This is a genomic window from Janthinobacterium lividum (assembly GCF_034424625.1).
Lineage (GTDB): Bacteria > Pseudomonadota > Gammaproteobacteria > Burkholderiales > Burkholderiaceae_D > Janthinobacterium > Janthinobacterium lividum.
In genome coordinates this window covers 2,399,994-2,421,986 of sequence record NZ_CP139976.1, presented here as the reverse complement: position 1 = coordinate 2,421,986, position 21,993 = coordinate 2,399,994, and the positions used below count along the sequence as shown (strand labels likewise).

Sequence of the window (21,993 nt, the reverse complement as noted above, 5' to 3'; positions counted from 1 at the left end):
CGCCACAAAACATGCTAGCCCACCAGTAACCTGAGTTTCTGATACCCCGCCTTGCTCACGGGTATCCTCGTATCGTCGCGCAGGATGGCCACATGGCTGTCCTTGGTGGCCGCCTCGATGCGGCGGATACCGTCGATATTGAGCAGGTACGACCTGTGCACGCGCAGGAACTTGGCGGGATCGAGCTGGGTTTCCAGCTCCGACAGCCGCTGGCTTTTCAGGTAGGATTTGCCTTCGGAACGGATGCTGATGTAGTCATCCTGCGCCTCGATGTAGTCGATGCGCGCGCTGGCGATCACGTGGACCTTGGCGCCGTCGCGTATCAGCACGCGGTCCAGCGGGGCGGCGCGCGTGGCCGCCTCGCGCGCCAGCGTCAGCACGGTCTCGGGCGTGCTGCGGTTGGCGCGCGCATGGGCCAGCGCCTGGTCGAAGCGCTGTTCGCTGAACGGCTTCAGCAGATAGTCCAAGGCGTGGCATTCGAACGCCTTCAAGGCGTACTGGTCGTAGGCCGTGACAAAGATCAGCTTTGTCTTCGCGCCGATCAGTTCCGCCACTTCAAAACCGTCCAGGCGCGGCATCTGGATGTCGAGAAACACCAGTTCCGGTTCCAGGTCCGCGATGGCCTTGACTGCTTCGAAGCCGTTGGCGCACTCGGCCACGATATCGATATCGTCATGGCGTGCCAGGTATTCGCGCAACACGCTGCGCGCCAGCAGCTCATCGTCAACGATGGCCACCCGCATTCTTGCCTGCATCATGCTTCCTCCGTGTCGCCGGTCTGCGCCGGCATGGAAATCATCACCTCGAAATGGCCATCGCGCCGGCCCCAGTGCACGCTGGCCTCGTGGCCATACGCACCGGCCAGGCGCTGGCGCACATTTTCCAGGCCGACGCCATTGCCCCGCTCTGGCCCTTGATCCGCGTCAACCGGGTTGCGCACGGCGATCTGCAACAGGCTGCCCATGCGCCTGGCCTCGATGGCGATCAGGCCGCCCTCCGTCAAGCCGCAGATACCATGCTTGACGGCATTTTCCACCAGCGGCTGTATCAGCATGGGGGGCAGCAAACACGCCAGCGCGGCGGCATCGATGGCTTCCGCCACTTGCAGACGCTCGCCGAAGCGCACTTGCTCGATGGCCAGGAAATGGCGGATCAGCACCAGTTCCTGTTCCACGGTAATGTGCTTGTGCGCTTCCAGGCTCAGGCTCTGGCGAAAGAAGCTGGCCAGCTGCACCGTCATCTGGCGCGCGCCCGCCGCATTGATAGACGTCAAGGCGCTGATGGAGTTCAGGCTGTTGAACAGGAAATGCGGATCGATCTGGGTGCGCAGCATGCGCAATTGCGCTTCCTGCGCCGTCAGTTGCGCTTCCAGTCCCCGCTGCTCGGCCATCCTGGCGCGCACGAATTCCAGCAACAGATAATGCACGGCGGCAGCCAGGCAATACAGCAGCACGCCCAGGCCGAAGAACAGGGCCAGCAGCGATTGCGTCAGGTTCACGCCCAGCCAGCGCAGCTCCAGCAACAGGCTGACGCTGTTCAAAAATTGCAGCAAGGTGGCCCACAGCAAGCCCGCGAACAGGGCCGCCACGCCCATCACGCCGGCGATGGCAAGCGGATGGCGCGCATGCAAGGGGTAGGCGCGGCACAGGTAAAACGCGGAAAAGCCCGAACCGATCGCATACACGAGCGTGGCGGGCACCACCAGCACGACGGCATTGAGCCAAGGCGCGTGGGCCACCCTGGCCAGGATAAAGGCCAGGGCCAGGCCCAGCGCGATGCAGACCAGGAAAACCACCACGGCGCCGCGCCGCTTCGACAGGGGCCCCGACATGCGCGCCTAGTTGCGGATTTCCAGGCCACCCATGATGGCGTAGCCCGTCACATACAGGCGCTTCGCCTGGTTCGGCGGCACGATGGTCTTTTCTTCGAAGCCGCCGAGGATGGGCGTGCCCTGCAGCACGACGCTCCAGTCGGGCGGAATCTTGATGGTGACGCCGCCGCACAGGGCAAATACGTTGAGCACGGCTTCGCCTTCGATCGACGCCTGACGCAAGTCGATCTCGCAGCCGGCCATGATGACATTGATATCGCCGCCCTTGAAGCGCTGCGACGACACGCGCCGCACATAGCCGCCGAGGATGGCCGTCACTTCGATGATGCTGTCATCGTCCGCCTGCCCGCTGGCGCCGGGTGCTGCCGTGTCCTTGTCGAGCGACACGGCGCCATTCCTGGCCTGGCCGAACGAGTCAGGCGCGGCGGTACCGTCTTGCTGCGCGGCAAAGCGCCGGCGGCGCTGGCGCTGCTGCGCGCCGGGCAGGGACTTCGACACCACGGCCACACCCAGGCCGATGATCAGCAAGGGCCACAGCAAGTCCCAGTTCATGTAGAAGATGCCCATGTGCTTGAGGGTCCAGGCCACGCCCAGCAGCACCAGCATGCCGCCCACCAGATAGCCGTTCGCGCTGCGGCTTTGCGACAGTTTCAGCAGGCCAAACACGATCAGCGCCGTGGGCCAGAAGCGGAAGGTATAGCGCACGTTGATGAAACCGAGGTTATCGAGCAGGAACAGCAGCCCCAGGCCGATGACGATGACGCCCAGCACGATCTGCGATGGCGAGTGCAGCGGCGGTTTATTTTTCATGCTCGGACTCCCGGTAGGCAATAAAATGTTTGTTCAACAGCGGCTCCAGCACGAGACCCACGCCCCAGGCGATCAGCAAGGCGGGCCAGCTGTTATAAAAACTCAGGTTCCACAGTTCTTCATACGACACATACCACCAGGCGGCGAAAAAGATCAGCCACAGACCGCTCAGCACCTGTTTGGCGGACACGGGCGTGAGCAGCTTGTTCAAGCCGAAGACGACCAGTATCACCGGCCAATAATGCCATAGTGAATAATAATCGTGGAGATAGATCACATCGAGCCGGTCCAGCAAGATGATGGCGCCGATGGCGATCAGCAGCACGCCCCACAGCAGCTGGGTACGGCGGCAATAAGCTGGTTCAGGTTTCACGGTCACCCCTTGAAGTTGGTTGATCGTAAAGATACGCGGATTTCGGTGATGGGAAAACACCGCTTCGGCGAATGGCGGACAGGTGGCGGTGAATGGCGCAGCGGCGGAAACAACAGGCAAAAAAAAAGACCGGCTAGGCCGGCCTTGAAGGGGTTCGCAGTACACACCGCGACCTGGAGTTGCAGTGCACAGCCGCGTGGCGCAGGGCGCCAACGCGAACAGAAATCTGGTGCCGATCCTTGAGGCGACCGGCTGACCTGCTGGAAGATCGAACATGCCGCCAACTTCACGGCAGTGCGTCTCAACCAAGCAGAGCCATCATACTCCCGATCGCCATACAGCACCGTTCGCTAGCGCACACTGATGGGGTTTTGCTGAGCTACATCAAACAGCGATGGCGTGCGGCGGATGCAGCATGTCGTTCCCGATCCATGCCAGCACGGACGGGCCCTGCGGCTGCCAGCCCAGCAGCTTGCGCGCCCGCTCGCCGCGCACGCGGCTGTTGGAGCCAAGGCCGTAGGAAGCCATCTCGTAACCCCATTCGGCTATCGCCTCGGGCAACGGCCAATCCTGCGCGGGCCCCAGGTCCAGTGCCTCGGCGATGGCGGCCGTCATGTCATGGAAAGCTGCTTCGCCCGACTCGACGAAGTAAAACGTGCCGGCCGGCGACTTTTCCAGCGCCAGCAAATACAGGCTGACGACATCGTCGATATGCACGTTGGACCAGATGTTGCGGCCCGGCCCCACGTGACGCACGATGCCGCTCTTGCGCGCCTGTTTCAGCAGGCGCGGCAACTGCACGCTGTCGCGCGGCAAGGCGCCGTGGCCGTAGATCAGGGTATTGCACAACACGCTGGCGCGCACGCCCTGGCTTGCGCTGGCCAATATCAGGTCATCGATGGCGACACGGGCCGCCTTGTCTGCCGTCGGCGCCGGCAGCTTGTCTTCGTAATAGATCTGTTCCGTGCCCTCGCCGCCCGACGCGTCGCCCACGATGGACGAGCCGCTTGTATGCAGGAACACTTTGTTCGTGCCGGCCAGCGCTTCGAGGATCGCTTCGACGGCGGCGCGGTGGTCGCTGCTGGCCGCATTGATGACGGCATCGGCTGCCTTCGCCTGCTCGATGAGCAATGCGCGATCGTTCAAGGTGCCGACGATACCGTGCACGCCGATGCTGGCCAGCTCGGCCACCTGCTCGGGTTTGCGCACGAGGCCCGTCACCTGATGGCCGGCGCGCACGAGGCCCGCCGCGATGGAACTGCCGATAAAACCCGCTGCGCCTGTCAAAAACACTTTCATGCCGTGGACGCCAAACAAAACCTACTGCGCGTCGCGCTTTGCGGCCTGCGATGCTCACCGTGCTCTAGCACGGTTGCGCTTCTTAGCCACAAATCATCGCCGCTCGCTACGGTTTTGTTAGGCGTCGTTCCTCCTTTGTAAGTTCAGATCGATTGTGATCAGTCCGACAAAGTATGCGCCGTTTCCGCCTTCGCAAAAAGCAGCCGCACAGCAAAAGATCTATGACTTCGGCGCAACAATCTTCTGCTTGAGCTGCAAGGCGGCGATGTAGCGGCTCTGATAGGCGGGGTCTTCCGGCGTCAGCAGGGTGAGCCTGTCGCGCGCGCGGGTGGCGGCCACATAGAAGCGGTTTTCCTCTTCCAGCGGGTCGGTCTTGCTGCGCGGGAATTCATCGACGGCCAGGTAGGGCAAGATGACGTGGTTGTATTCGAGGCCCTTGATCTGGTCGATGCAGGCGATGACGAGTTTGGCCTTGCCGGTCGAGACCGTCACGGCTTCTTCCATCTCGCCCAGCCAGCCGGCAAAGCCGCCCAGCGCCACGCCCGCTTCGCGGCACACGGCAATAAAACCGTGCAGGGAACGGGCGACGACCCGCGCCTGGGCCGGGTCGACATAGATGCGGCGCGCCGTCTGTTCCAGCTGCATCAGGCCAAAGATGTGCTGCAGGGCGTCGCCCGCCAAGGCGTCGGGGGGCAGCGCGCGCAGGTAATCGACAGCGGCCAGAGTCAACGCCGCCTTGTCCTGGTTGTGCGACTTGGCCAGCTGGTTCGTCAAGAAGCCTTCCAGCAAGTCGGGATAGTTGGCCACATCGGCCTTGGCTTGCTGGAGCTCACCGCGTGTAAACGGGATTTCCGCGAACGCCACCAGCGCTTCGAGGATTTCGCCGCGGCGCGGGCCGCTCTTGATCGTATGTAAATCCTTGCGGGCGATGGCGACCATGCCGCGCAGCATCAGCACTTCCAGGCTCAGCAGATAGCTGTTCATGTCCACCAGGCCATACGCGATGCCGCTCTGGAACAGTGCCGTTTCCACGCGGATGGCCTGGTCGCGGTCGCGCAGCAAAATGGCCGTCGTGCCCGCATGCGCGTGTTCGAGCGCGGCGATCAGCTGGGCACTGCAGGCCTGCGGCTGCGCATGCTCGTATTGCAGCACTTCGATGTGCGTGGCGCGCGACAGGGCCGACACGCTGGCCTTGTTTTTCAGCACGCCCACGGCGTGTGCCAATTGCGGGCCGTAGCGGTAGGACGCCGTCAACGGCAGGCGCTGCAAGGTGGGGAATTCCTGCTCGAAGCGCTGGCGCAGGAAGCGGTGGTCGGCGCCCGACCACGTATAGATGACTTGATCCTTGTCGCCGGCGCCGCAGAAAAACGCGTTACCGCGGCGTATCAGCATGGTCAGCAGGCGGAACGACGCTTCGTTCAAATCGTGCAATTCATCGGCCACGATGATCTGGAAGGCCGGCAATTGCTGGCGCAGCGGCTCGTCGCCGTCGAGCATGCGCACCAGGTCGTAGGTGGCGTCGAAGGGCGCGCGGAACTGGATGTCGCCCGTGTCGGCGCCGCGCAAGCCTTCGTATTCGCGCAGCCACAGATAATGCGTGCGCGACATGCCCAGCATTTCCAGATTGTCGTCCAGGGAATTGCTCTCGAAGTCAGGATTTTGAAAATCCAGGCGCGCCTTGGTGCGCAGCTGCAATTTCAAGAATTCGGCGATCGCCCCGTTCGTCGTATTGATTTCCAGCGGGTAGCGGTGGGCGTATTTCTCCGATACCACTTCCAGCGCTTCCCAGGCTACCGGGCGCAACTCTTCATCGCTGCGCATGGATGCCACCTGCATGTTTTCCAGCTGCCGCAGCACCTTGGCGGCAAAGGCATCGAAAGTGTCGACGGTCAGGCGCTTGACGACGCCCAGCGGCACACCCACTTCCAGCAGGCGCTGGCGCAGGGCCACGCGCGCCGCCTCCGTAAACACGAGGGCCAGCATGCGCTCGGGCGCGCGGCCCCGGTGCAGCGCTTCGGCCAGCCGCAGGGCCAGGGTCGTCGTCTTGGCCGCGCCAGCATTGGCGTCGATCAGCACCACTTTCTTTTGCGCCGTCTGGATGGCGACCTGTTCCGGCGTGGGCGTGATGCGTTTGGGAATGAACTGCGGGGCGTTATCTGTACTCAAGGGTATCCTGAAATGATGTCTGTTCTCGGCGCGCTACCAGGCGCAGGTGCGCAGGCCGGCAAAGATGTCGCCCCGTTCGGGCGCGTGGAAGGCGCGCATGCGGGCCGAATGCAGCCGCGGCGGCGTGGCGAAGGCGGCGCCGCGCAGCACCTGGTGCTGCATGAAATATGGCGCGGAATATTCGCGCCAGGCATCCACCGCAAAGCCCGGATACGGCTCGAACGGCGTCGCCGTCCACTCCCACACCTGGCCCCAATGGAAACGCGGATGGCCGGACAGCGCAGCATACTCCCATTCCGCCTCGGTCGCCAGGCGGCGCCCCGCCCAGGCGCAATACGCCTGCGCCTCATACAGGTTGATGTGGCGCACGGCTTCGTTCGGCGGCAAGGTCGTGCGCTGGCCGAAACGCATGGTGCGCCACTGCGTTGCTTCGCGCAGCCAGTACAGGGGCGACGAGCGTTCCTGCTGCATCAGCCAGGCACTGCCGGCCGCGCTCCAGAACTGGCGGTTCTGGTAGCCGCCATCGGCGACAAAATCGGCAAACTGGGCGTTGGATACGGCGCAGGCATCGATGGAAAACGGCGCCACGTAGCAACTGTAGGGCGGCGATTCATTGTCGAAGGCAAACCCGGCGCCGCGCGGCGAGCCCAGTTCAATGGTGCCGCCTGGAAAAGCGATCTCGCCCGCCCCTGGCGGCAAGGCCGGGCTGGCCGACAGGGATTCCGGTGCTTCCAGGCCCATCCATTGCAAGCCGGCCAGCATTTCCTCGCCGCACAAGTCTTCATGCGCCAGCGCCAGCCGGTACGGCGCCAGGGCGCTGTCGACATTGGCTTCGCGCGAGAGTTTATCCAAAACCCTGTCGAGCACCTCGTGGCAATACGTTTTCACGGCGCCCGAGCTGGGCAGTTCCAGCTTCCAGCGCGCGCGATGCTCCACCATGTTGGCGTCGAACAAGTCGTCGCCGCGCGTCAGCAGGGAGTTATAAATGGCGTCGGCCGGATGGCTGGAAGCGGCTTCGCGCAGGATGAACCACTCGGCAAACCAGGCGATGTGCGCAAGTTGCCACAAGGGTGGCGTGAGGCGCGGATGCCGGGGCAGGCCGGCCACCACGTCCAGTCCGGCCGTGACGTAACAATCGAACAGGGAAAGAGTATCCTGGCGCGCGGCCTGCAGCGACTGGGCCAGTTGCTGCGCGCCGGCGTGGCGAAAAGAGGCGTTGATTAAAGTCATGGCCTGATTGTAACGACTTATGCCATCCTTGCACTAGTCGCACGGGTAACGGGGAGGGATGCTTCCCTCCCCCGGCCTACTTGACCAGCAACTCGCCCTGCAGCGGCGTGACGACGGATTTGGGCATGCTGACGATAAAGCTGCTGCCCTTGTCGGCCACGGACTGGATGGCCAAGGTGCCGCCATGGCGCAGCAGCACGTGCTTGACGATGGCCAGGCCCAGGCCCGTGCCCTGGGTTTCGCGCGAACGGCTCTTGTCGACGCGGTAGAAACGTTCCGTCAAACGCGAGATATGTTCCTGGCTGATGCCGATGCCCGTATCTTGCGCGATGAATTGCGGTCCGGCCGGGCCATCCTGCCAGCGCAGGGTGATGGTGCCGCCGGCCGGCGTGTAGCGCACGGCGTTCGAAGCCAGGTTGCCAAACGCGCTGTACAGCTCGTCGTAGCTGCCCAGCACATCGGGACCGTTGCATTCCATGGTCACTTCATGCTTGCCCGCCGACAAGCCCTTGGCGTCGCGCAAGACTTGCTGCATGAGCTTTTTGATATCCACGGGCTCGGGGCGCAGCGGGTAATCGACCGATTCCAGGCGCGACAGGGTCAGCATGTCCTCGATCAGATGCTGCATGCGGTGGCCCTGCTCCGTCATCAGCTTGAGGTGGGCGGCGCGCGTGGCGGCGTCCAGGTCCAGCTCGGCGGAAGCGATTTCCAGGAAGCCCACGATGACCGTCAGCGGCGTGCGCAGTTCGTGCGAGGCGTTGGCGATGAAGTCGCGGCGCATCATTTCGATGCGTTCCGTCTCCGTCACATCGTGCGTGACGAGGATCTGGCGGCGGTTTTCAAACGGAATGATCTGCACGATCAGCTTGCGGTTGCGGAAAGTGATCGTCAGCGGCTGGTCGTAGCGGCCCAGGATGATGTAATCCATGAACTCGGGGCTGCGGATCAGGTTAGTCACGCGCATGCCCTTGTCGCGCTCGTGCGTGAGGCCCAGATGCTTCTCGGCGGCCGGGTTGCACCATTCGAGGAACAGCACGTCATCCATGATGACGACGCCGTCCGGCAACAGGTGCATGGCCTGGCGGAAACGCGCCAGCCATTCCGTCAGCTCGGCCTGGTTTTTCTCGTCGTCGCGGCGCATGCGGTACAGGCGCGCGAAGATGCTGGTCCAGGCGCCCCAGCCGTCGGGCAGCTTGGCGCTTTGCGGATTGTCCAGCCAATTACTCAGCTGGAACAGATACGACAGCTGCACGAACACCATCATGGCCATCAGCACGAAGGCGATGCCCAGCGCATACGTGGCGCCAAACAGATACCAGACGACGGCTACGCCCAGCAGCGCCAGCACCATGCGCAAGGCGGCCGGTACCCAGAACAGCAATTTCGGATTCATAGAGGCCAGCTTTACTTTTCAGACAACATGTAGCCGACGCTGCGCACCGTCTTGATCAGGCTTTCCGCCTCCTTCAAGGCTTTGCGCAAGCGCAATACGTGGACATCGACCGTGCGTTCCTCGATCACCACATGGTCGCCCCACACCTTGTCGAGCAGCTGGCTGCGCGAAAACACGCGCTCCGGATGGGCCAGCAGGAATTTCAGCAGCTTGTATTCGGCATGGCCGATATCGATCTTCTGTTCATCCATCATCACCGTGCAGCTGACGGGGTCCAGTGCCACGTTGCCGGCGCGCATGGGCGCCTGCGCGTGTTCCGGGCTCTTGCGTCGCAACAGCGCCTTGGCACGGGCCAGCAGCTCGCGCGGCGAGAACGGCTTGGTGACGTAATCGTCGGCCCCGCTGTTCAAGCCGGCCAGCTTGTCTTCTTCCATGCTCTTGGCGGTGAGCATGATGACGGGGATGGCGGCGAAATTGCGGTCGGCGCGGATGCGCGACAGCAGGCGCAAGCCCGTCTGGTCCGGCAGCATCCAGTCCAGCAGGATCAGATGCGGCGTGCGGTGCTGGATGAATTCCCAGGCATCAGCAACGTTTTGTACAGAACAGCAATTCCAGCCGGATTCGCGCAGCGAATAGGTAACCAGTTCAACGATGGCCGGCTCATCTTCAACAATCAATACCGTGGTTTTATCAGATGCCATAAAGCTTACTCAGGGAGCTCCTCGGAAATGGCGGGAGCAGCCACCTTGGTGTGGCGGATGTCCTTGCCTTCAACCACGTAAATCACGTATTCGGCGATGTTTTTCGCATGGTCGCCGATCCGTTCGATGGCCTTGGCCACCCACAGGGTATCGAGCGCCGCCGAAATCGTGCGCGGGTCTTCCATCATAAAGGTGATCAAGTTGCGCATGATAGACCGAAACTCATGGTCGATGATGGCATCTTGTGCAATTAATTGTAAAGCCTGCTTGCCATCGTTGCGCGCGAATGCGTCCAGGGCGTCGTGCAGCATGTCGGTGGCCGTGTTGGCGATGCCGCGCACCATCTCGTAATGGTTGACGACGCCGTTGCCGCGCTTGTGCAGATTCTTCGCCACGCGGGCGATTTTCGTCGCTTCGTCGCCTACTCGCTCGAGGTCGGTAATCACCTTGATGGTGGCCATGATGGTGCGCAAGTCGTTGGCGACCGGCTGGCGGCGCACGATCAGGTGGCTGCAGGCGTCGTCCAGCGACACTTCCAGCTGATTGACGACGTCGTCTTCGCGCATCACGCGGTCGGCGCGTTCCGGGTTGCCGATGCGAAAGCACGTCATCGCGTCGAGGAACTGGGTTTCAACGATGCCGCCCATCAGGAGCACTTTCGAGCGGATCGCTTCGAGTTCGTTGTCGTATTGCTTGGATGAATGTTCGCCTATCATGCTGTCTCTCCGTATTCAGTTGTCTTGTAGTCGCTATGCGGGATGGATCAGCCGAAGCGGCCCGTGATGTAATCCTGCGTTTCCTTGCGGGCCGGATTCATGAAGATCTGGTCCGTTTCGCCGAATTCCACCAGCTCGCCCAGGTACATATAGGCCGTGTAATCGGAGCAGCGCGCCGCCTGCTGCATATTGTGCGTCACGATGGCGATCGTGTAATCCTGTTTCAGTTCGCTGATCAGCTCTTCCACTTTCGAGGTCGAGATCGGGTCCAGCGCCGAGGTCGGCTCATCGAGCAGCAAGACGTCCGGTTTCACGGCCACGCCGCGCGCGATGCACAAACGCTGCTGCTGGCCGCCCGACAGCGACAGGCCGCTCTTGCTCAGCTTATCCTTGACTTCGCCCCACAGCGCGGCCTTTTTCAGGGCCCACTCGACGCGTTCGTCCATCTCGCCCTTCGACAGGTCTTCATACAGGCGCACGCCGAAGGCGATGTTGTCGTACACGGACATGGGGAACGGCGTCGGCTTCTGGAACACCATGCCGACCTTGGCGCGCAGCATGTTGACGTCCTGGTCGGCGTCGAGCACGTTGCGGCCGCGGTACAGGATCGAGCCTTCCGCGCGCTGGCCCGGATACAGGTCATACATGCGGTTCAGGGTGCGCAGCAGGGTCGACTTGCCGCAACCGGACGGGCCGATGAAAGCCGTGACTTTCTTTTCGTGGATGTCCAGGTTGACGTTATGCAAGCTTTGCGTTTTGCCGTAAAAAAAGTTCAGGCCCGAAATCTCGATGGTTTTCTTCTTTGGCGCCAGGTCTTGGGCTGGATTCATTTGCGTATTCATATGGGTTCGCTTCGCTCGATATCTGTTTAATTAGGGACTTTTTGGCTGAACACGGTGCGCGACAGGATATTCAAGGCCAGCACGCTGAAGGTGATCAGCAGTGCGCCGCCCCATGCCAGCGAACGCCAGTTGTCGTACGGGCTCATCGCAAACGATGCGATGACGGACGGCAAGTTGGCCATCGGCGCATTCATGTTGAAGCTTTGGAACTGGTTATTCAGGGCCGTGAACAGCAGCGGCGCCGTTTCGCCGGCGATGCGGGCCAATGCCAGCAGCACGCCGGTGATGACGCCCGCCTTGACGGCGCGCAAGCGCACCAGGGTAGCGACCTTCCAGCGCGGCGCGCCGAGGGCAAACGCGGCTTCCAGCAGGCTGTTCGGCACCAGACGCAGCATATTGTCCGTCGTGCGCACGACCACCGGCACGGCGATCAGGGACAGCGCGATGGCGCCCGCATAGCCGGAGAAGTGTTTGACGTGGGCCACATACAGCGCATACACGAACAGGCCGATGACGATCGATGGCGCCGACAGCATGATGTCCGTCACAAAACGCGTCACTTGCGCCAGCTTGTTTTCTTCGCCGTATTCGGCCAGGTAGATGCCGGCCAGGATGCCGATCGGGGTGCTGACCACGGTGGCCAGGCCCACCATCAGGGCGCTGCCGACGATGGCATTGATCAGGCCGCCGCCTTCGCTGCCGGGAGCCGGCGTCGTTTGCGTGAACAGGTCGACGGACAAGGCGCCGAAACCCTTGATCACCAGGGTGAACAGGATCCACACGAGCACGGCCAGGCCCAGGGCCATGGCGGCCACCGACAGGGCGATGCCGATGCGGTGCATCAGCAGGCGCTTGCGGTAGACAGGGTTCATGGCCGGCTTGACCGGAGCTTCGTGGGTGCTAACTTGGCTGAGCTGGCTCATTTCGTGCCTTCCTTGCGGGACATGCCAGCCAGCATCAGCTTGGCGGCGGATAAGACGATAAAGGTGATGACAAACAGGATCAGGGCCAGCGAGAACAGCGAGGCCACGTGCAGCTCGGATTGCGCTTCGCCGAATTCATTGGCCAGCAAGGAGGTGATGCTGTTACCGGCGGCAAACAGCGACCACGACAGTTTATTCGCGTTGCCGATGACGAAGGTGACGGCCATGGTCTCGCCCAGTGCGCGGCCCAGGCCCAGCATGACGCCGCCGACGACGCCGGTCTTGGTGTATGGCAAGACGATCTTGCGTACGACTTCCCAGCGCGTGCAGCCCAGGCCGTATGCGGATTCCTTCAGCACGGCAGGGACGATCTCGAACACGTCGCGCATCACGGAAGCGATGAAGGGGATGATCATGATGGCCAGCACCAGGCCGGCCGTCAGCAAGCCGATGCCCATCATGGGGCCGCTGAACAGCTGGCCGATGACGGGCACGTTGCCGAGGGTGGCTTTCAGGATAGGCTGGACGTGGTCAGCAAACAGGGGCGCAAACACGAACAGGCCCCAGATGCCGTAGATGATCGATGGCACGCCGGCCAGCAATTCGACAGCCGTGCCCAGCGGGCGGCGCAGCCAGGCCGGGCAGATTTCCGTGAGGAACAAAGCAATGCCGAAGCTGACGGGAAAGGCGATCAGCAAGGCGATAACCGAGGTCACCAGGGTGCCGATGATGGGGATCAGGGCGCCGTACTGGTCATTGACGGGGTCCCATTCCGCGGACACGATGAAATGCAGGCCGAAGGTCTTGAAGGCCGGTATCGATTCCATGATCAGCGAAATGATGATGCCGACCAGGACGATCAGCACCGACAGGGCGAACAGCATCGTCACCTTGTGGAACATGAAATCCTGGAAGCGCTGCTTGCGCATGGTGGAAAGCATTTGCGCGTGACTGATGGAATCGGTCATGGTGCCGCCTGGCATGGGGATCGTGGAGGAGGTAGATTGTGCGCTCATATTGTGCCAGATGTGGGTGGTACTGCCGGTGTCGCTATTTTGAACTCTTGTTTTATTGTTGCTTCTTTAGCCAGGACCGTCTGCAAGGGCTTGCGGGCGGTCCTGGCTAACTCCCTGCCCCGCCGTACTGCTGGCGGGGGCAAGGACATTCTTGCTTGAATAAACCGTAGCGAGCGGCAACTAGTTGTGGCTGAGAAGCGGAGCTGTGCTTTAGCACAGTGAGCATCGCAGGCCGCAAATAGCGCCGCGCAGTAGGTTTATTAGTAGATCGACTTGCCGGAAGCATCTTTCAGGTTAGCTTTCCACGACTCTTGCACCAGTTTCACGACCGATGCAGGCATCGGCACGTAGTCCAGTTCGACGGCAGCAGGGCCGCCGTTCTTGTAGGCCCAGTCGAAGAATTTCAGGACTTCTTTTGCCTTGCCTGCGTCAGCCTGGACTTTGTGCATCAGGATGAACGACACGCCGGTGATAGGCCAGCTGTTCTTGCCAGCCTGGTCGGTCAGGACCACGCCGAAGCCTGGGGTTTGCGTCCAAGGTGCCGAAGCGGCTGCTGCCTTGAAGTTTTCGTCGTCAGGTTGCAGGAAGTTGCCATCCTTGTTTTGCAGCTGGGTGTGCGACATCTTGTTTTTCTTGGCGTAAGCCCACTCGACGTAGCCGATCGAACCCTTGATACGCTGTACGTTGGCGGCGACGCCTTCGTTACCCTTGCCGCCCACGCCCACGGCCCATTTCACAGCCGAGCCAGCGCCGATTTTCGATTTGAATTCCGGGTTGGTTTTCGACAGGAAGTCGGTGAACAGGAACGAGGTGCCCGAACCGTCGGCGCGGTGCACCACGGTGATTTCCGTGTCCGGCAGCTTGACGCCACTGTTCAGCGCGGCGATTTCAGGAGCGCTCCACTTGGTGATCTTGCCCAGGTAGATGTCGCCAACGACTTTACCCGTCATTTTCAGCTGGCCTGGGGTCACACCGTCCAGGTTGACGATGGTGACCACGCCGCCCATGATGGCCGGGAACTGCATCAAGCCCGCTTCTTCCAGCTCTTCTGCCTTCAAAGGCATGTCCGAGGCGCCGAATTCAACAGTCTTGGCCTTGATTTGCTTGATGCCAGCGCCGGAACCGACGGACTGGTAGTTCAGGCCGTTGCCCGTGTTAGCTTTGTACGTCTCAGCCCATTTGGCGTAGATCGGGTACGGGAAGGTTGCGCCAGCACCTGTCATATCTGCCGCCATGACGGAAGCGGAAGAAAATGCCATCGCTGCCGAAGCACCCACGACGATAAATTTGAACATTTGCTTCATTTGCATATCAAGTCCTCAGGGTTGTTAGGGCTCAAAGTCCCGGTTGAATGCTGCGCAGTCTAGCAAGCGAATATGACAGCTTTATGACATGGGTAAAAATTCCTGAAATAATTGGCTACGCCCCGGGAAATGCCATTTTCGGCGTGAAAAATGACAGCGCGGGCGACGCTTTATGACAGCTTATGTCACGCTTACGTCATATTTCATGATTACACTCACAACGCGTCATACATGATGAAATACGGCTAGAATTAACTATCTGCAAAGACAAAAGAATATGAAACCTGAACTGCACACGGAAGTGACCAAATCGGGCATCCTGCTTGACCGCGAGCTGTCGCAACTGACTTTCAACCGGCGCGTGATGGCCCAGGCGGAAGATCCGAACATTCCGCTGCTCGAGCGCCTGCGCTACCTGTGCATCGTCAGCAGTAACATGGATGAGTTCTTCGAGGTGCGCGTGGCCAGCCTGCTGGCGGCCGGCAGCATCGGCGGTTCGCTGGCGGGCCACCCTGCCCTGGCTGCCAACCTGGAGCGTATCGGCAAGGAATGCCATGCGCTGGTGGAACGCCAGTACGAGATATTGAATAACGACGTCTTGCCGGCCCTGCGCGAAGCGGGCGTGCATTTGCTGCGCGACAGCGACCGCAACGAGGCGCAGCGCGCGTGGGTCAAGCAATACTTCGACCGCGAAGTGCGCCCCCTGCTGACGCCGATCGGCCTCGACCCGGCCCACCCATTCCCGCAAGTGGTCAATAAAAGTCTCAATTTCATCGTCTCGCTGAGCGGCAAGGATGCGTTCGGCCGCGGCACGGCGATCGCCATCGTCAAGGCGCCCCGCGTCTTGCCACGCGTCATCAAGCTGCCGGACGAGATTTCCGGCGATGGCGTGTCCTTCTGTTTATTATCGTCCGTCATCCACGCGCATATCTCGGACCTGTTCGCCGGACGCGAAGTGATCGCCTATTCGCAATTCCGCGTCACGCGCGACAGCGACCTGTGGGTCGATGAAGACGAAGTCAAGAACCTGCGCCAGGCCTTGAAAGGCGAGCTGGTGGGCCGCCAGTTCGGCACCTCCGTGCGCCTGGAAGTGGCGCGCAATTGCCCGCCAGAATTGTCGCAATTCCTGCTCGACCAGTTCAGCCTGGATCAAAGCCGTTTGTACCGTGTCAACGGCCCCGTGAACCTGGTGCGCCTGTCGGAAATGATCGACCACGTCAAGCAGCCGGAGCTGCGCTTTCCGCCGTTTTTCCCCGGTCTGGCCCATAAAGCCATCGGCAACGACATCTTTGCCGCGCTGACCAAGCACGACATCCTGCTGCACCACCCCTATCAATCGTTCCAGACGGTGATCGACTTCATCCGCAGCGCCGCCTACGATCCCTCCGTCGTGGCCATCAAGCAGACGATCTACCGCACGGGCATGAATTCGGACCTGATGGAATCCTTGATCACGGCGGCGAAGATGGGCAAGGAGGTGACCGTCATCGTGGAATTGATGGCGCGCTTCGACGAAGAAGCCAATATCAACTGGGCCGACAAGCTGGAACAGGCCGGCGCGCAAGTCGTGTACGGCGTCGTGGGACTGAAGACCCATGCCAAGGTGGCGCTCGTCATCCGCCGCGAAGAAGGCTCCTTGCGCTTCTACGCCCACCTGGGCACCGGCAACTACCACCCCACGACCACCAAGCTGTACACGGATTTTGGTTTGCTGACGGCGAACCAGGACCTGGCCGTGGAAGTGAACGAAGTCTTCATCCACCTGACCAGCCTGACCAAGCCGCACAACCTGAACCATTTGTGGCTGGCGCCGTTCGGCCTGCAAAGCGAGATCATCAAGGCCATCCGCAACGAGGCGAAGATTGCCCGTTCGGGCCGGCGCGGGCGCATCATCGTGAAAGTCAACGCACTGGTCGACGAATCCGTGATCCGCGCCCTGTATGCGGCCTCGACCGATGGCGTGAAGATCGACCTGATCGTGCGCGGCGCCTGCACCCTGAAGCCGGGCGTGCCCGGCCTGTCGGAAAACATCAAGGTGCGCTCCGTGATCGGCCGCTTCCTCGAACACAGCCGCATCTACTACTTCCGCAACGACCTGGCGCACGATGTCTACCTGGCCAGCGCCGACTGGATGAGCCGCAACCTGTTCCGCCGCGTGGAAGTGGCCTTCCCCGTACTGGACCGGGCGCTGAAGCGGCGCGTGATCGCCGAGGGCCTGAATCCATATTTGAAGGATAATACAAATGCATGGGAACTGGAGCCGACGGGCCACTATGCGCGCCGCAAGCCACGCGGCAAGCAAACGCCGTTCAGCGCCCAGCAATACCTGATGCACACACTGGGCACGCCGGGCGCGGAGGTCGGCGAATAGGCAATTTCAACACAGAGGAGCACAACATGGATCTCATCTTGTGGCGACACGCAGAAGCCGAGCCGGGCGTTCCCGATCTCGAACGCGCCCTGACCGTCAAAGGGCAGAAACAGGCGCGCCGCATGGGCGAATGGCTCGCTTCGCAATTGCCGGAAAACTGCCGCATCCTCGTCAGCCCCGCCCTGCGCACCCTGCAAACGGCCGAAGCGCTGGGCCGCAAGTTCAAGCTGATGCCGGAACTGGCACCCGGCGCCGAGGCGGAAGATATCCTCAAGGCGGCCAACTGGCCCGGCGGCAAGGAAACCGTGCTCATCGTCGGCCACCAGCCCACCCTGGGCCAGGCGGCCGCCCTGCTGCTGACGGGAGAAGAACAGGAATGGGAACTGCGCAAGGCCAGCGCATGGTGGTTTTCCCAGCGCGAACCGGGAGATCCGATCAGCGTCTATTTGAAAGCCGTGATGGCGCATGACCTGGTAGTGAAATGAAGGAAATGCGCAAAAAGTGCGCTGGGACAAATACTAGCAGGAATTACAACTCGGCAGCCTTGTAAAGCGCTGCCGATCTGCTAGAGTTTAATTGCATCAACTACGTGTTGGAGCACAGCTCTGGCACATTGAGCAACCCAGCGGACAGCCGTCCAACGGCGGCTGAAAGACCATGTTAACCTTCCTCGTTTTTCTCTTCATCGCCATCTTCGCCGCCATCATCGGCTTCGTCGCCTTTGAACTGATCGAAGAAATGCGCGGCAGTCACCACAAGCTGATGGACCGCTACCACGAGTAGTGTTCACCTCGGCAATATCGCATGGCGCCAGCGACGGCCTACAGGCCCGTCCCTCGCGCCATCCTTGTTTTTACGCTCGTACTTTAAACTCCCGTCTTGAACTTTGTATAGATACGCGTCATCAAGCGGCGGATATCGGCCGTAGTCGCTTCCGGTGCGGCCATGCGCTGCTTGTCGGCGTCCGACAGGAAGATGGCCTTGTTTTCACCGATGTCCTTGCGTACATACTTGATGCTGGCCGGATTCGGATTCGCGTAAAACACCTTGTTGCTCAGGCTGGCATGCACTTGCGGGCGCAAAATGTAGTTGATGAACAGGTGGGCATTGTTCGGATGGGGCGCGTCGGCCGGGATGGCCATGGTGTCGAACATCAGGGCGGCCGTCTTCGGCACCAGCACCTGGATCACATTGCCGTTCTTCGCATCGATGGCGCGCTGACGCGCGATATTGATGTCGCCCGACCAGCCCAGCGCCACGCAGACGGAGCCGTTGGCCATGTCATTGATGTAGCCAGACGAGCTGAACAGGGTAACGTAGGGGCGGATGGCCTGCAGCACCTTGCCCGCTTCCTGATAGTCGGCGGCCGCTTTCGAATAGGCGGGCTTGCCTAGGTATTGCAGGGCGGCCGGCAGCACTTCCGACGGCGAGTCGAGGAAGGACACGCCGCAGGATTTCAGCTTCGCCGCGTATTTCGGGTCGAAGATCAGGTCCCAGGCGTTGTCCGGCAGGGGCATGCCGCCCAGCGCGGCCTTGACCTTGTTGACGTTGATGCCCACCGTCGTGTAGCCCCACAGCCAGTCGACCAGGTAATCGTTGTTCGGGTCGATCTTCGACAGCTTGGCCTGCAGGTTCGGGTCCAGGTTGCCCAGGTTCGTCAGCTTGCTCTTGTCGAGCTTGCGCAGCAAGCCCGCATCGATCTGCAGGCGCGCCCACTGGGCCGTCGGCACGACGATGTCGTAGCCGGACTTGCCCGCCACCAGTTTCGCATTGAGGATTTCGTTATTGTCGAAAACGTCGTAGCGTACCTTGATGCCCGTTTCCTTCTCAAAATTCTTGATCGTATCGTCGCCGATATAGTCCGACCAGTTATAGATGTTCAGGACTTTTTCTTCCTGGGCGTGCGCAGGCAATGCCAGCACGGCTGCCGCCAAGGTCAATCCCACTCCAATTCGCCGCCCTGCTTGCCATGTGTTTGCCATCGTACCGCCTCCGGAATTAGTCAGAAAATAGTGCCGATGATAGCAAGAAGGGCGCGATCAGGTCTAGCCTGATCGCGCCCTGCCTGAGGACGTCTATCAAAACCTACTGCGCGTTGCGCTTTGCGGCCTGCGATGCTCACCGTACTAAAGTACGGTTGCGCTTCTCAGCCACAAATCACTGCCGCTCGCTACGGTTTTGTTAGACGTCGTAAATCTTCCTCACTGCAAATGCCGTGAAACTGAGGACAGACCCGACGGGGGGAAGCTAGCCCGATGGGGGGAGCTTCCAATCCCGCAGGAACTGACCTGCCAACATTACACCTTGTCCAGCCCCACTTGCGCCCCCGTAAACACCAGGTTGCCGTTCTGGGCGTCGATGCGGATCTCGTCTTTCGGGCCAAACTTGCCTTCCAGGATCAGCTTCGACAGCGGATTTTCGATCTGCTGCTGGATCGCCCGCTTCAGCGGACGGGCGCCATATACCGGGTCGTAGCCCGCTTCGGCGATCTGCTGCAACGCCGCGTCCGTCAGACTCAGCTGCATGTCCATGCGCGCCAGACGCTCTTCGAGGATCTTCAGCTGGATCTTCGCGATCGCGCCGATGTTTTTCTCGTCGAGGCCGTGGAACACGACGATTTCGTCGATACGGTTGACAAACTCGGGACGGAAGTGCGAACGTACCTCGGCCATCACGGCCAGCTTCACGACACCGGGATCATCGCTTTCCATGGCCTGGATCTTATGCGAACCCAGGTTAGAGGTCATGATGATGACGGTATTCTTGAAGTCCACCGTGCGCCCCTGGCCATCCGTCATGCGTCCATCGTCGAGCACTTGCAGCAGCACGTTGAAGACGTCGGCATGCGCCTTTTCCACTTCGTCGAGCAGGATCACGCTGTACGGCTTGCGGCGCACGGCTTCCGTCAGGTAGCCGCCCTCGTCGTAGCCCACGTAGCCGGGCGGCGCGCCGATCAAGCGGGCCACGGAATGCTTCTCCATGAACTCGCTCATGTCGATGCGGATCATCGATTCTTCCGTATCGAACAGGAAGGTGGCCAGCGCCTTGCTCAGCTCGGTCTTGCCCACGCCCGTCGGCCCCAGGAACATGAAGGAACCATACGGACGGTTCGGGTCGGAGAGGCCGGCGCGCGAACGGCGGATGGCGTCAGCCACGGCCGTGATCGCCTCATCCTGGCCCACGACGCGCTCATGCAGCTTCTCTTCGATGTGCAGCAGCTTGTCGCGCTCGCCCTGCATCATGCGCGACACGGGAATGCCCGTCGCGCGCGACACCACTTCGGCGATTTCCTCGGCGCCCACCTCCGTGCGCAGCAGCTTCGGCTGGTCGGGGTCGAGTTTCGGGATGCCGCTGTCAGCCTGCTTGAGCTGGGCTTCCAGCTGCGGCAGCTTGCCGTATTGCAGCTCCGACACTTTCTGCCAGTTGCTCTCGCGCGTGGCCTGCTCCATCTGCAGCTTGACTTGCTCGATCTCTTCCTTGATGTGCGTGCTGCCTTGCACCACGGCTTTTTCCGCCTTCAGGATTTCCTCGAAGTCGTTGTATTCGCGCTGCAGCTTGACGATCTCTTCCTCGATCAGGCCCAGGCGGCGCAACGATGCTTCGTCCTTTTCCTTCTTGACGGCTTCGCGCTCGATCTTCAGCTGGATCAAACGGCGTTCCAGCTTGTCCATCACTTCCGGCTTCGAGTCGATCTCGATCTTGATCTTCGCCGCCGCTTCATCGATCAGGTCGATCGCCTTGTCGGGCAGGAAGCGGTCCGTGATGTAACGGTGCGACAGCTCGGCGGCGGCGATGATGGCCGCGTCCGTGATTTCCACCTTGTGATGCAGCGCGTATTTGTCCTGCAAGCCGCGCAGGATGGCGATCGTCGCTTCCACGGTCGGCTCGTCGACGAGCACTTTCTGGAAGCGGCGTTCCAGCGCGGCATCCTTCTCGATGTACTTGCGGTACTCGTCGAGGGTGGTCGCGCCCACGCAGTGCAGCTCGCCGCGCGCCAGCGCCGGTTTCAGCATATTGCCGGCGTCCATCGCGCCCTCGGCCTTGCCCGCGCCCACCATGGTGTGCATCTCGTCGATGAAGACGATGGTTTGCCCTTCATCCATGGCCAGTTCCTTCAGCACGGATTTCAGGCGTTCCTCGAATTCGCCGCGGAATTTCGCACCGGCCAGCAAGGCAGCCATGTCCAGCGACAGTACGCGCTTGCCTTTCAGCGATTCCGGCACTTCGCCATTGACGATGCGCTGCGCCAGGCCTTCGACGATGGCCGTCTTGCCCACGCCCGGTTCACCGATCAGCACGGGATTGTTCTTGCTGCGGCGCTGCAGGATCTGGATGGTGCGGCGGATTTCATCGTCGCGGCCGATGACAGGGTCGAGCTTGCCCTTGCGCGCCCGCTCCGTCAGGTCCAGCGTGTATTTTTTCAGGGCTTCGCGCTGGCCTTCGGCCTCTTGCGAATCGACCTTGTTGCCGCCGCGTACGGCGTCGATGGCCGCTTCCAGGGCCTTGCGGGTCAGGCCGTTTTCGCGCGCCAGCTTGCCGCAGTCGGACTTGTCGTCCGTCATGGCCAGCAAGACCATTTCGCTGGACACGAACTGGTCGCCCGCCTTTTGCGATTCCTTGTCGGCCAGATTCAGCAAGGCCACGAATTCGCGGCTGACCTGCACATCCCCGCCCGTGCCCGATACCTTCGGCAAGCGTTCGATGGACGCGCCCAGGGCCTTGGACAGGCCGCCCACGTTGACGCCGGCCCGCTGCAAGAGCGAGCGGGCGCCGCCGTCGTCCTGGTTCAACAGGGCCGTCAGCAGGTGGACTGGTTCGATATAGGGGTTGTCGTTGCCCACGGCCAAGCTTTGCGCATCGGCCAGGGCTTCCTGTAATTTGGTAGTGAGTTTGTCTTGTCGCATGAAAAGCGCTCCCGGTTAATTAGTTGTTAACCAAATTGGGGTGAGGCAGTACTTTTCAAGCATACACAAAGCAGAAAACCGCTGCATTTGGGCAAATGCTAGCGTGCGCGACAG

19 protein-coding genes are annotated in these 21,993 nt (G+C 61.3%); 3 read left to right on the top strand and 16 right to left on the bottom strand.

From position 1 onward, the window contains the following. Positions 1-14 precede the first annotated feature (14 nt). From U0004_RS11025 to pstS, 14 genes are all read right to left on the bottom strand, one after another. Positions 15-743 (bottom strand): LytR/AlgR family response regulator transcription factor, encoded by a 729-nt coding sequence (locus tag U0004_RS11025; protein WP_070254140.1) that lies wholly within the window; start codon positions 741-743, stop codon positions 15-17. 11 nt (positions 744-754) lie between these two features. Then, the gene (locus tag U0004_RS11020; RefSeq protein WP_034778149.1) at positions 755-1,831 is read right to left on the bottom strand and encodes a sensor histidine kinase; all 1,077 of its coding nucleotides are present in this window, start codon (positions 1,829-1,831) and stop codon (positions 755-757) included. 6 nt (positions 1,832-1,837) lie between these two features. Further along, positions 1,838-2,641: a LiaI-LiaF-like domain-containing protein gene (locus U0004_RS11015; RefSeq protein ID WP_034778147.1), complete on the bottom strand. Its 804-nt coding sequence runs from the start codon at positions 2,639-2,641 to the stop codon at positions 1,838-1,840. Further along, the gene (locus U0004_RS11010) at positions 2,631-3,014 is read right to left on the bottom strand and encodes a LiaF transmembrane domain-containing protein (RefSeq protein WP_070254145.1); all 384 of its coding nucleotides are present in this window, start codon (positions 3,012-3,014) and stop codon (positions 2,631-2,633) included. The genes U0004_RS11015 and U0004_RS11010 overlap by 11 nt, the downstream gene beginning before the upstream one ends. 384 nt (positions 3,015-3,398) lie before the next feature. Next, entirely contained in the window at positions 3,399-4,313 is a 915-nt protein-coding gene (locus U0004_RS11005) for an NAD-dependent epimerase/dehydratase family protein (RefSeq protein ID WP_070254146.1), read from the bottom strand. Positions 4,314-4,532: 219 nt separating this feature from the next. After that, positions 4,533-6,479 (bottom strand): UvrD-helicase domain-containing protein, encoded by a 1,947-nt coding sequence (locus tag U0004_RS11000; RefSeq protein ID WP_070254141.1) that lies wholly within the window; start codon positions 6,477-6,479, stop codon positions 4,533-4,535. A 33-nt stretch (positions 6,480-6,512) separates the two neighbouring features. After that, entirely contained in the window at positions 6,513-7,709 is a 1,197-nt protein-coding gene (gene senA / locus U0004_RS10995; RefSeq protein WP_231958585.1) for a selenoneine synthase SenA, read from the bottom strand. A gap of 76 nt (positions 7,710-7,785) precedes the next feature. After that, positions 7,786-9,102 (bottom strand): phosphate regulon sensor histidine kinase PhoR, encoded by a 1,317-nt coding sequence (phoR, locus tag U0004_RS10990; protein ID WP_034778134.1) that lies wholly within the window; start codon positions 9,100-9,102, stop codon positions 7,786-7,788. A gap of 11 nt (positions 9,103-9,113) precedes the next feature. Continuing rightward, a complete protein-coding gene (locus U0004_RS10985) occupies positions 9,114-9,803 on the bottom strand; it encodes a response regulator (RefSeq protein ID WP_034755074.1) in 690 nt (229 codons plus the stop codon). Between the two features lie 5 nt (positions 9,804-9,808). Then, positions 9,809-10,519 (bottom strand): phosphate signaling complex protein PhoU, encoded by a 711-nt coding sequence (gene phoU / locus U0004_RS10980; RefSeq protein WP_070254142.1) that lies wholly within the window; start codon positions 10,517-10,519, stop codon positions 9,809-9,811. Positions 10,520-10,566: 47 nt separating this feature from the next. Further along, a complete protein-coding gene (pstB, locus tag U0004_RS10975; protein ID WP_010396817.1) occupies positions 10,567-11,349 on the bottom strand; it encodes a phosphate ABC transporter ATP-binding protein PstB in 783 nt (260 codons plus the stop codon). A 38-nt stretch (positions 11,350-11,387) separates the two neighbouring features. Further along, positions 11,388-12,284 carry a phosphate ABC transporter permease PstA gene (gene pstA, locus U0004_RS10970; protein WP_034778127.1) on the bottom strand — a complete coding sequence of 299 codons (897 nt, stop codon included), beginning with the start codon at positions 12,282-12,284 and terminating at the stop codon, positions 11,388-11,390. After that, entirely contained in the window at positions 12,281-13,252 is a 972-nt protein-coding gene (pstC, locus tag U0004_RS10965; RefSeq protein ID WP_225240714.1) for a phosphate ABC transporter permease subunit PstC, read from the bottom strand. Before pstC ends, pstA begins: the two co-directional genes overlap by 4 nt. A 308-nt stretch (positions 13,253-13,560) precedes the next feature. Beyond that, positions 13,561-14,610, bottom strand: coding sequence for a phosphate ABC transporter substrate-binding protein PstS (pstS, locus tag U0004_RS10960; RefSeq protein ID WP_034778123.1), 1,050 nt, complete (start codon positions 14,608-14,610; stop codon positions 13,561-13,563). Positions 14,611-14,881: 271 nt separating this feature from the next. Between pstS and ppk1 the strand changes: the two genes are divergently transcribed. From ppk1 to U0004_RS10945, 3 genes are all read left to right on the top strand, one after another. Further along, positions 14,882-16,975 (top strand): polyphosphate kinase 1, encoded by a 2,094-nt coding sequence (ppk1, locus tag U0004_RS10955; RefSeq protein ID WP_034778120.1) that lies wholly within the window; start codon positions 14,882-14,884, stop codon positions 16,973-16,975. 26 nt (positions 16,976-17,001) lie between these two features. After that, a complete protein-coding gene (gene sixA, locus U0004_RS10950) occupies positions 17,002-17,460 on the top strand; it encodes a phosphohistidine phosphatase SixA (protein ID WP_070254143.1) in 459 nt (152 codons plus the stop codon). Positions 17,461-17,632: 172 nt separating this feature from the next. Further along, on the top strand, positions 17,633-17,758 hold the full coding sequence (locus tag U0004_RS10945; protein ID WP_254926692.1) for a hypothetical protein: 126 nt from the start codon (positions 17,633-17,635) through the stop codon (positions 17,756-17,758). A gap of 83 nt (positions 17,759-17,841) precedes the next feature. Here the strand turns inward: U0004_RS10945 and U0004_RS10940 are convergent, their stop codons facing one another. Both U0004_RS10940 and clpB read right to left on the bottom strand, forming a co-directional pair. After that, positions 17,842-18,957, bottom strand: coding sequence for a polyamine ABC transporter substrate-binding protein (locus U0004_RS10940; protein ID WP_070254144.1), 1,116 nt, complete (start codon positions 18,955-18,957; stop codon positions 17,842-17,844). A gap of 315 nt (positions 18,958-19,272) precedes the next feature. After that, on the bottom strand, positions 19,273-21,879 hold the full coding sequence (clpB, locus tag U0004_RS10935; protein WP_070254148.1) for an ATP-dependent chaperone ClpB: 2,607 nt from the start codon (positions 21,877-21,879) through the stop codon (positions 19,273-19,275). Between the last annotated feature and the right edge of the window lie 114 nt (positions 21,880-21,993).

What these genes read in the sequence shown, in the direction of transcription:
- U0004_RS11025 (WP_070254140.1), bottom strand. Translation starts at nt 743, where the DNA reads ATGCGGGTGGCCATCGTTGACGATGAGCTGCTGGCGCGCAGCGTGTTG.
- U0004_RS11020 (WP_034778149.1), bottom strand. Translation starts at nt 1,831, where the DNA reads ATGTCGGGGCCCCTGTCGAAGCGGCGCGGCGCCGTGGTGGTTTTCCTG.
- U0004_RS11015 (WP_034778147.1), bottom strand. Translation starts at nt 2,641, where the DNA reads ATGAAAAATAAACCGCCGCTGCACTCGCCATCGCAGATCGTGCTGGGC.
- U0004_RS11005 (WP_070254146.1), bottom strand. Translation starts at nt 4,313, where the DNA reads ATGAAAGTGTTTTTGACAGGCGCAGCGGGTTTTATCGGCAGTTCCATC.
- senA (WP_231958585.1), bottom strand. Translation starts at nt 7,709, where the DNA reads ATGACTTTAATCAACGCCTCTTTTCGCCACGCCGGCGCGCAGCAACTG.
- phoR (WP_034778134.1), bottom strand. Translation starts at nt 9,102, where the DNA reads ATGAATCCGAAATTGCTGTTCTGGGTACCGGCCGCCTTGCGCATGGTG.
- U0004_RS10985 (WP_034755074.1), bottom strand. Translation starts at nt 9,803, where the DNA reads ATGGCATCTGATAAAACCACGGTATTGATTGTTGAAGATGAGCCGGCC.
- phoU (WP_070254142.1), bottom strand. Translation starts at nt 10,519, where the DNA reads ATGATAGGCGAACATTCATCCAAGCAATACGACAACGAACTCGAAGCG.
- pstB (WP_010396817.1), bottom strand. Translation starts at nt 11,349, where the DNA reads ATGAATCCAGCCCAAGACCTGGCGCCAAAGAAGAAAACCATCGAGATT.
- pstA (WP_034778127.1), bottom strand. Translation starts at nt 12,284, where the DNA reads ATGAGCCAGCTCAGCCAAGTTAGCACCCACGAAGCTCCGGTCAAGCCG.
- pstC (WP_225240714.1), bottom strand. Translation starts at nt 13,252, where the DNA reads ATGACCGATTCCATCAGTCACGCGCAAATGCTTTCCACCATGCGCAAG.
- pstS (WP_034778123.1), bottom strand. Translation starts at nt 14,610, where the DNA reads ATGCAAATGAAGCAAATGTTCAAATTTATCGTCGTGGGTGCTTCGGCA.
- ppk1 (WP_034778120.1), top strand. Translation starts at nt 14,882, where the DNA reads ATGAAACCTGAACTGCACACGGAAGTGACCAAATCGGGCATCCTGCTT.
- sixA (WP_070254143.1), top strand. Translation starts at nt 17,002, where the DNA reads ATGGATCTCATCTTGTGGCGACACGCAGAAGCCGAGCCGGGCGTTCCC.
- U0004_RS10945 (WP_254926692.1), top strand. Translation starts at nt 17,633, where the DNA reads ATGTTAACCTTCCTCGTTTTTCTCTTCATCGCCATCTTCGCCGCCATC.
- U0004_RS10940 (WP_070254144.1), bottom strand. Translation starts at nt 18,957, where the DNA reads ATGGCAAACACATGGCAAGCAGGGCGGCGAATTGGAGTGGGATTGACC.
- clpB (WP_070254148.1), bottom strand. Translation starts at nt 21,879, where the DNA reads ATGCGACAAGACAAACTCACTACCAAATTACAGGAAGCCCTGGCCGAT.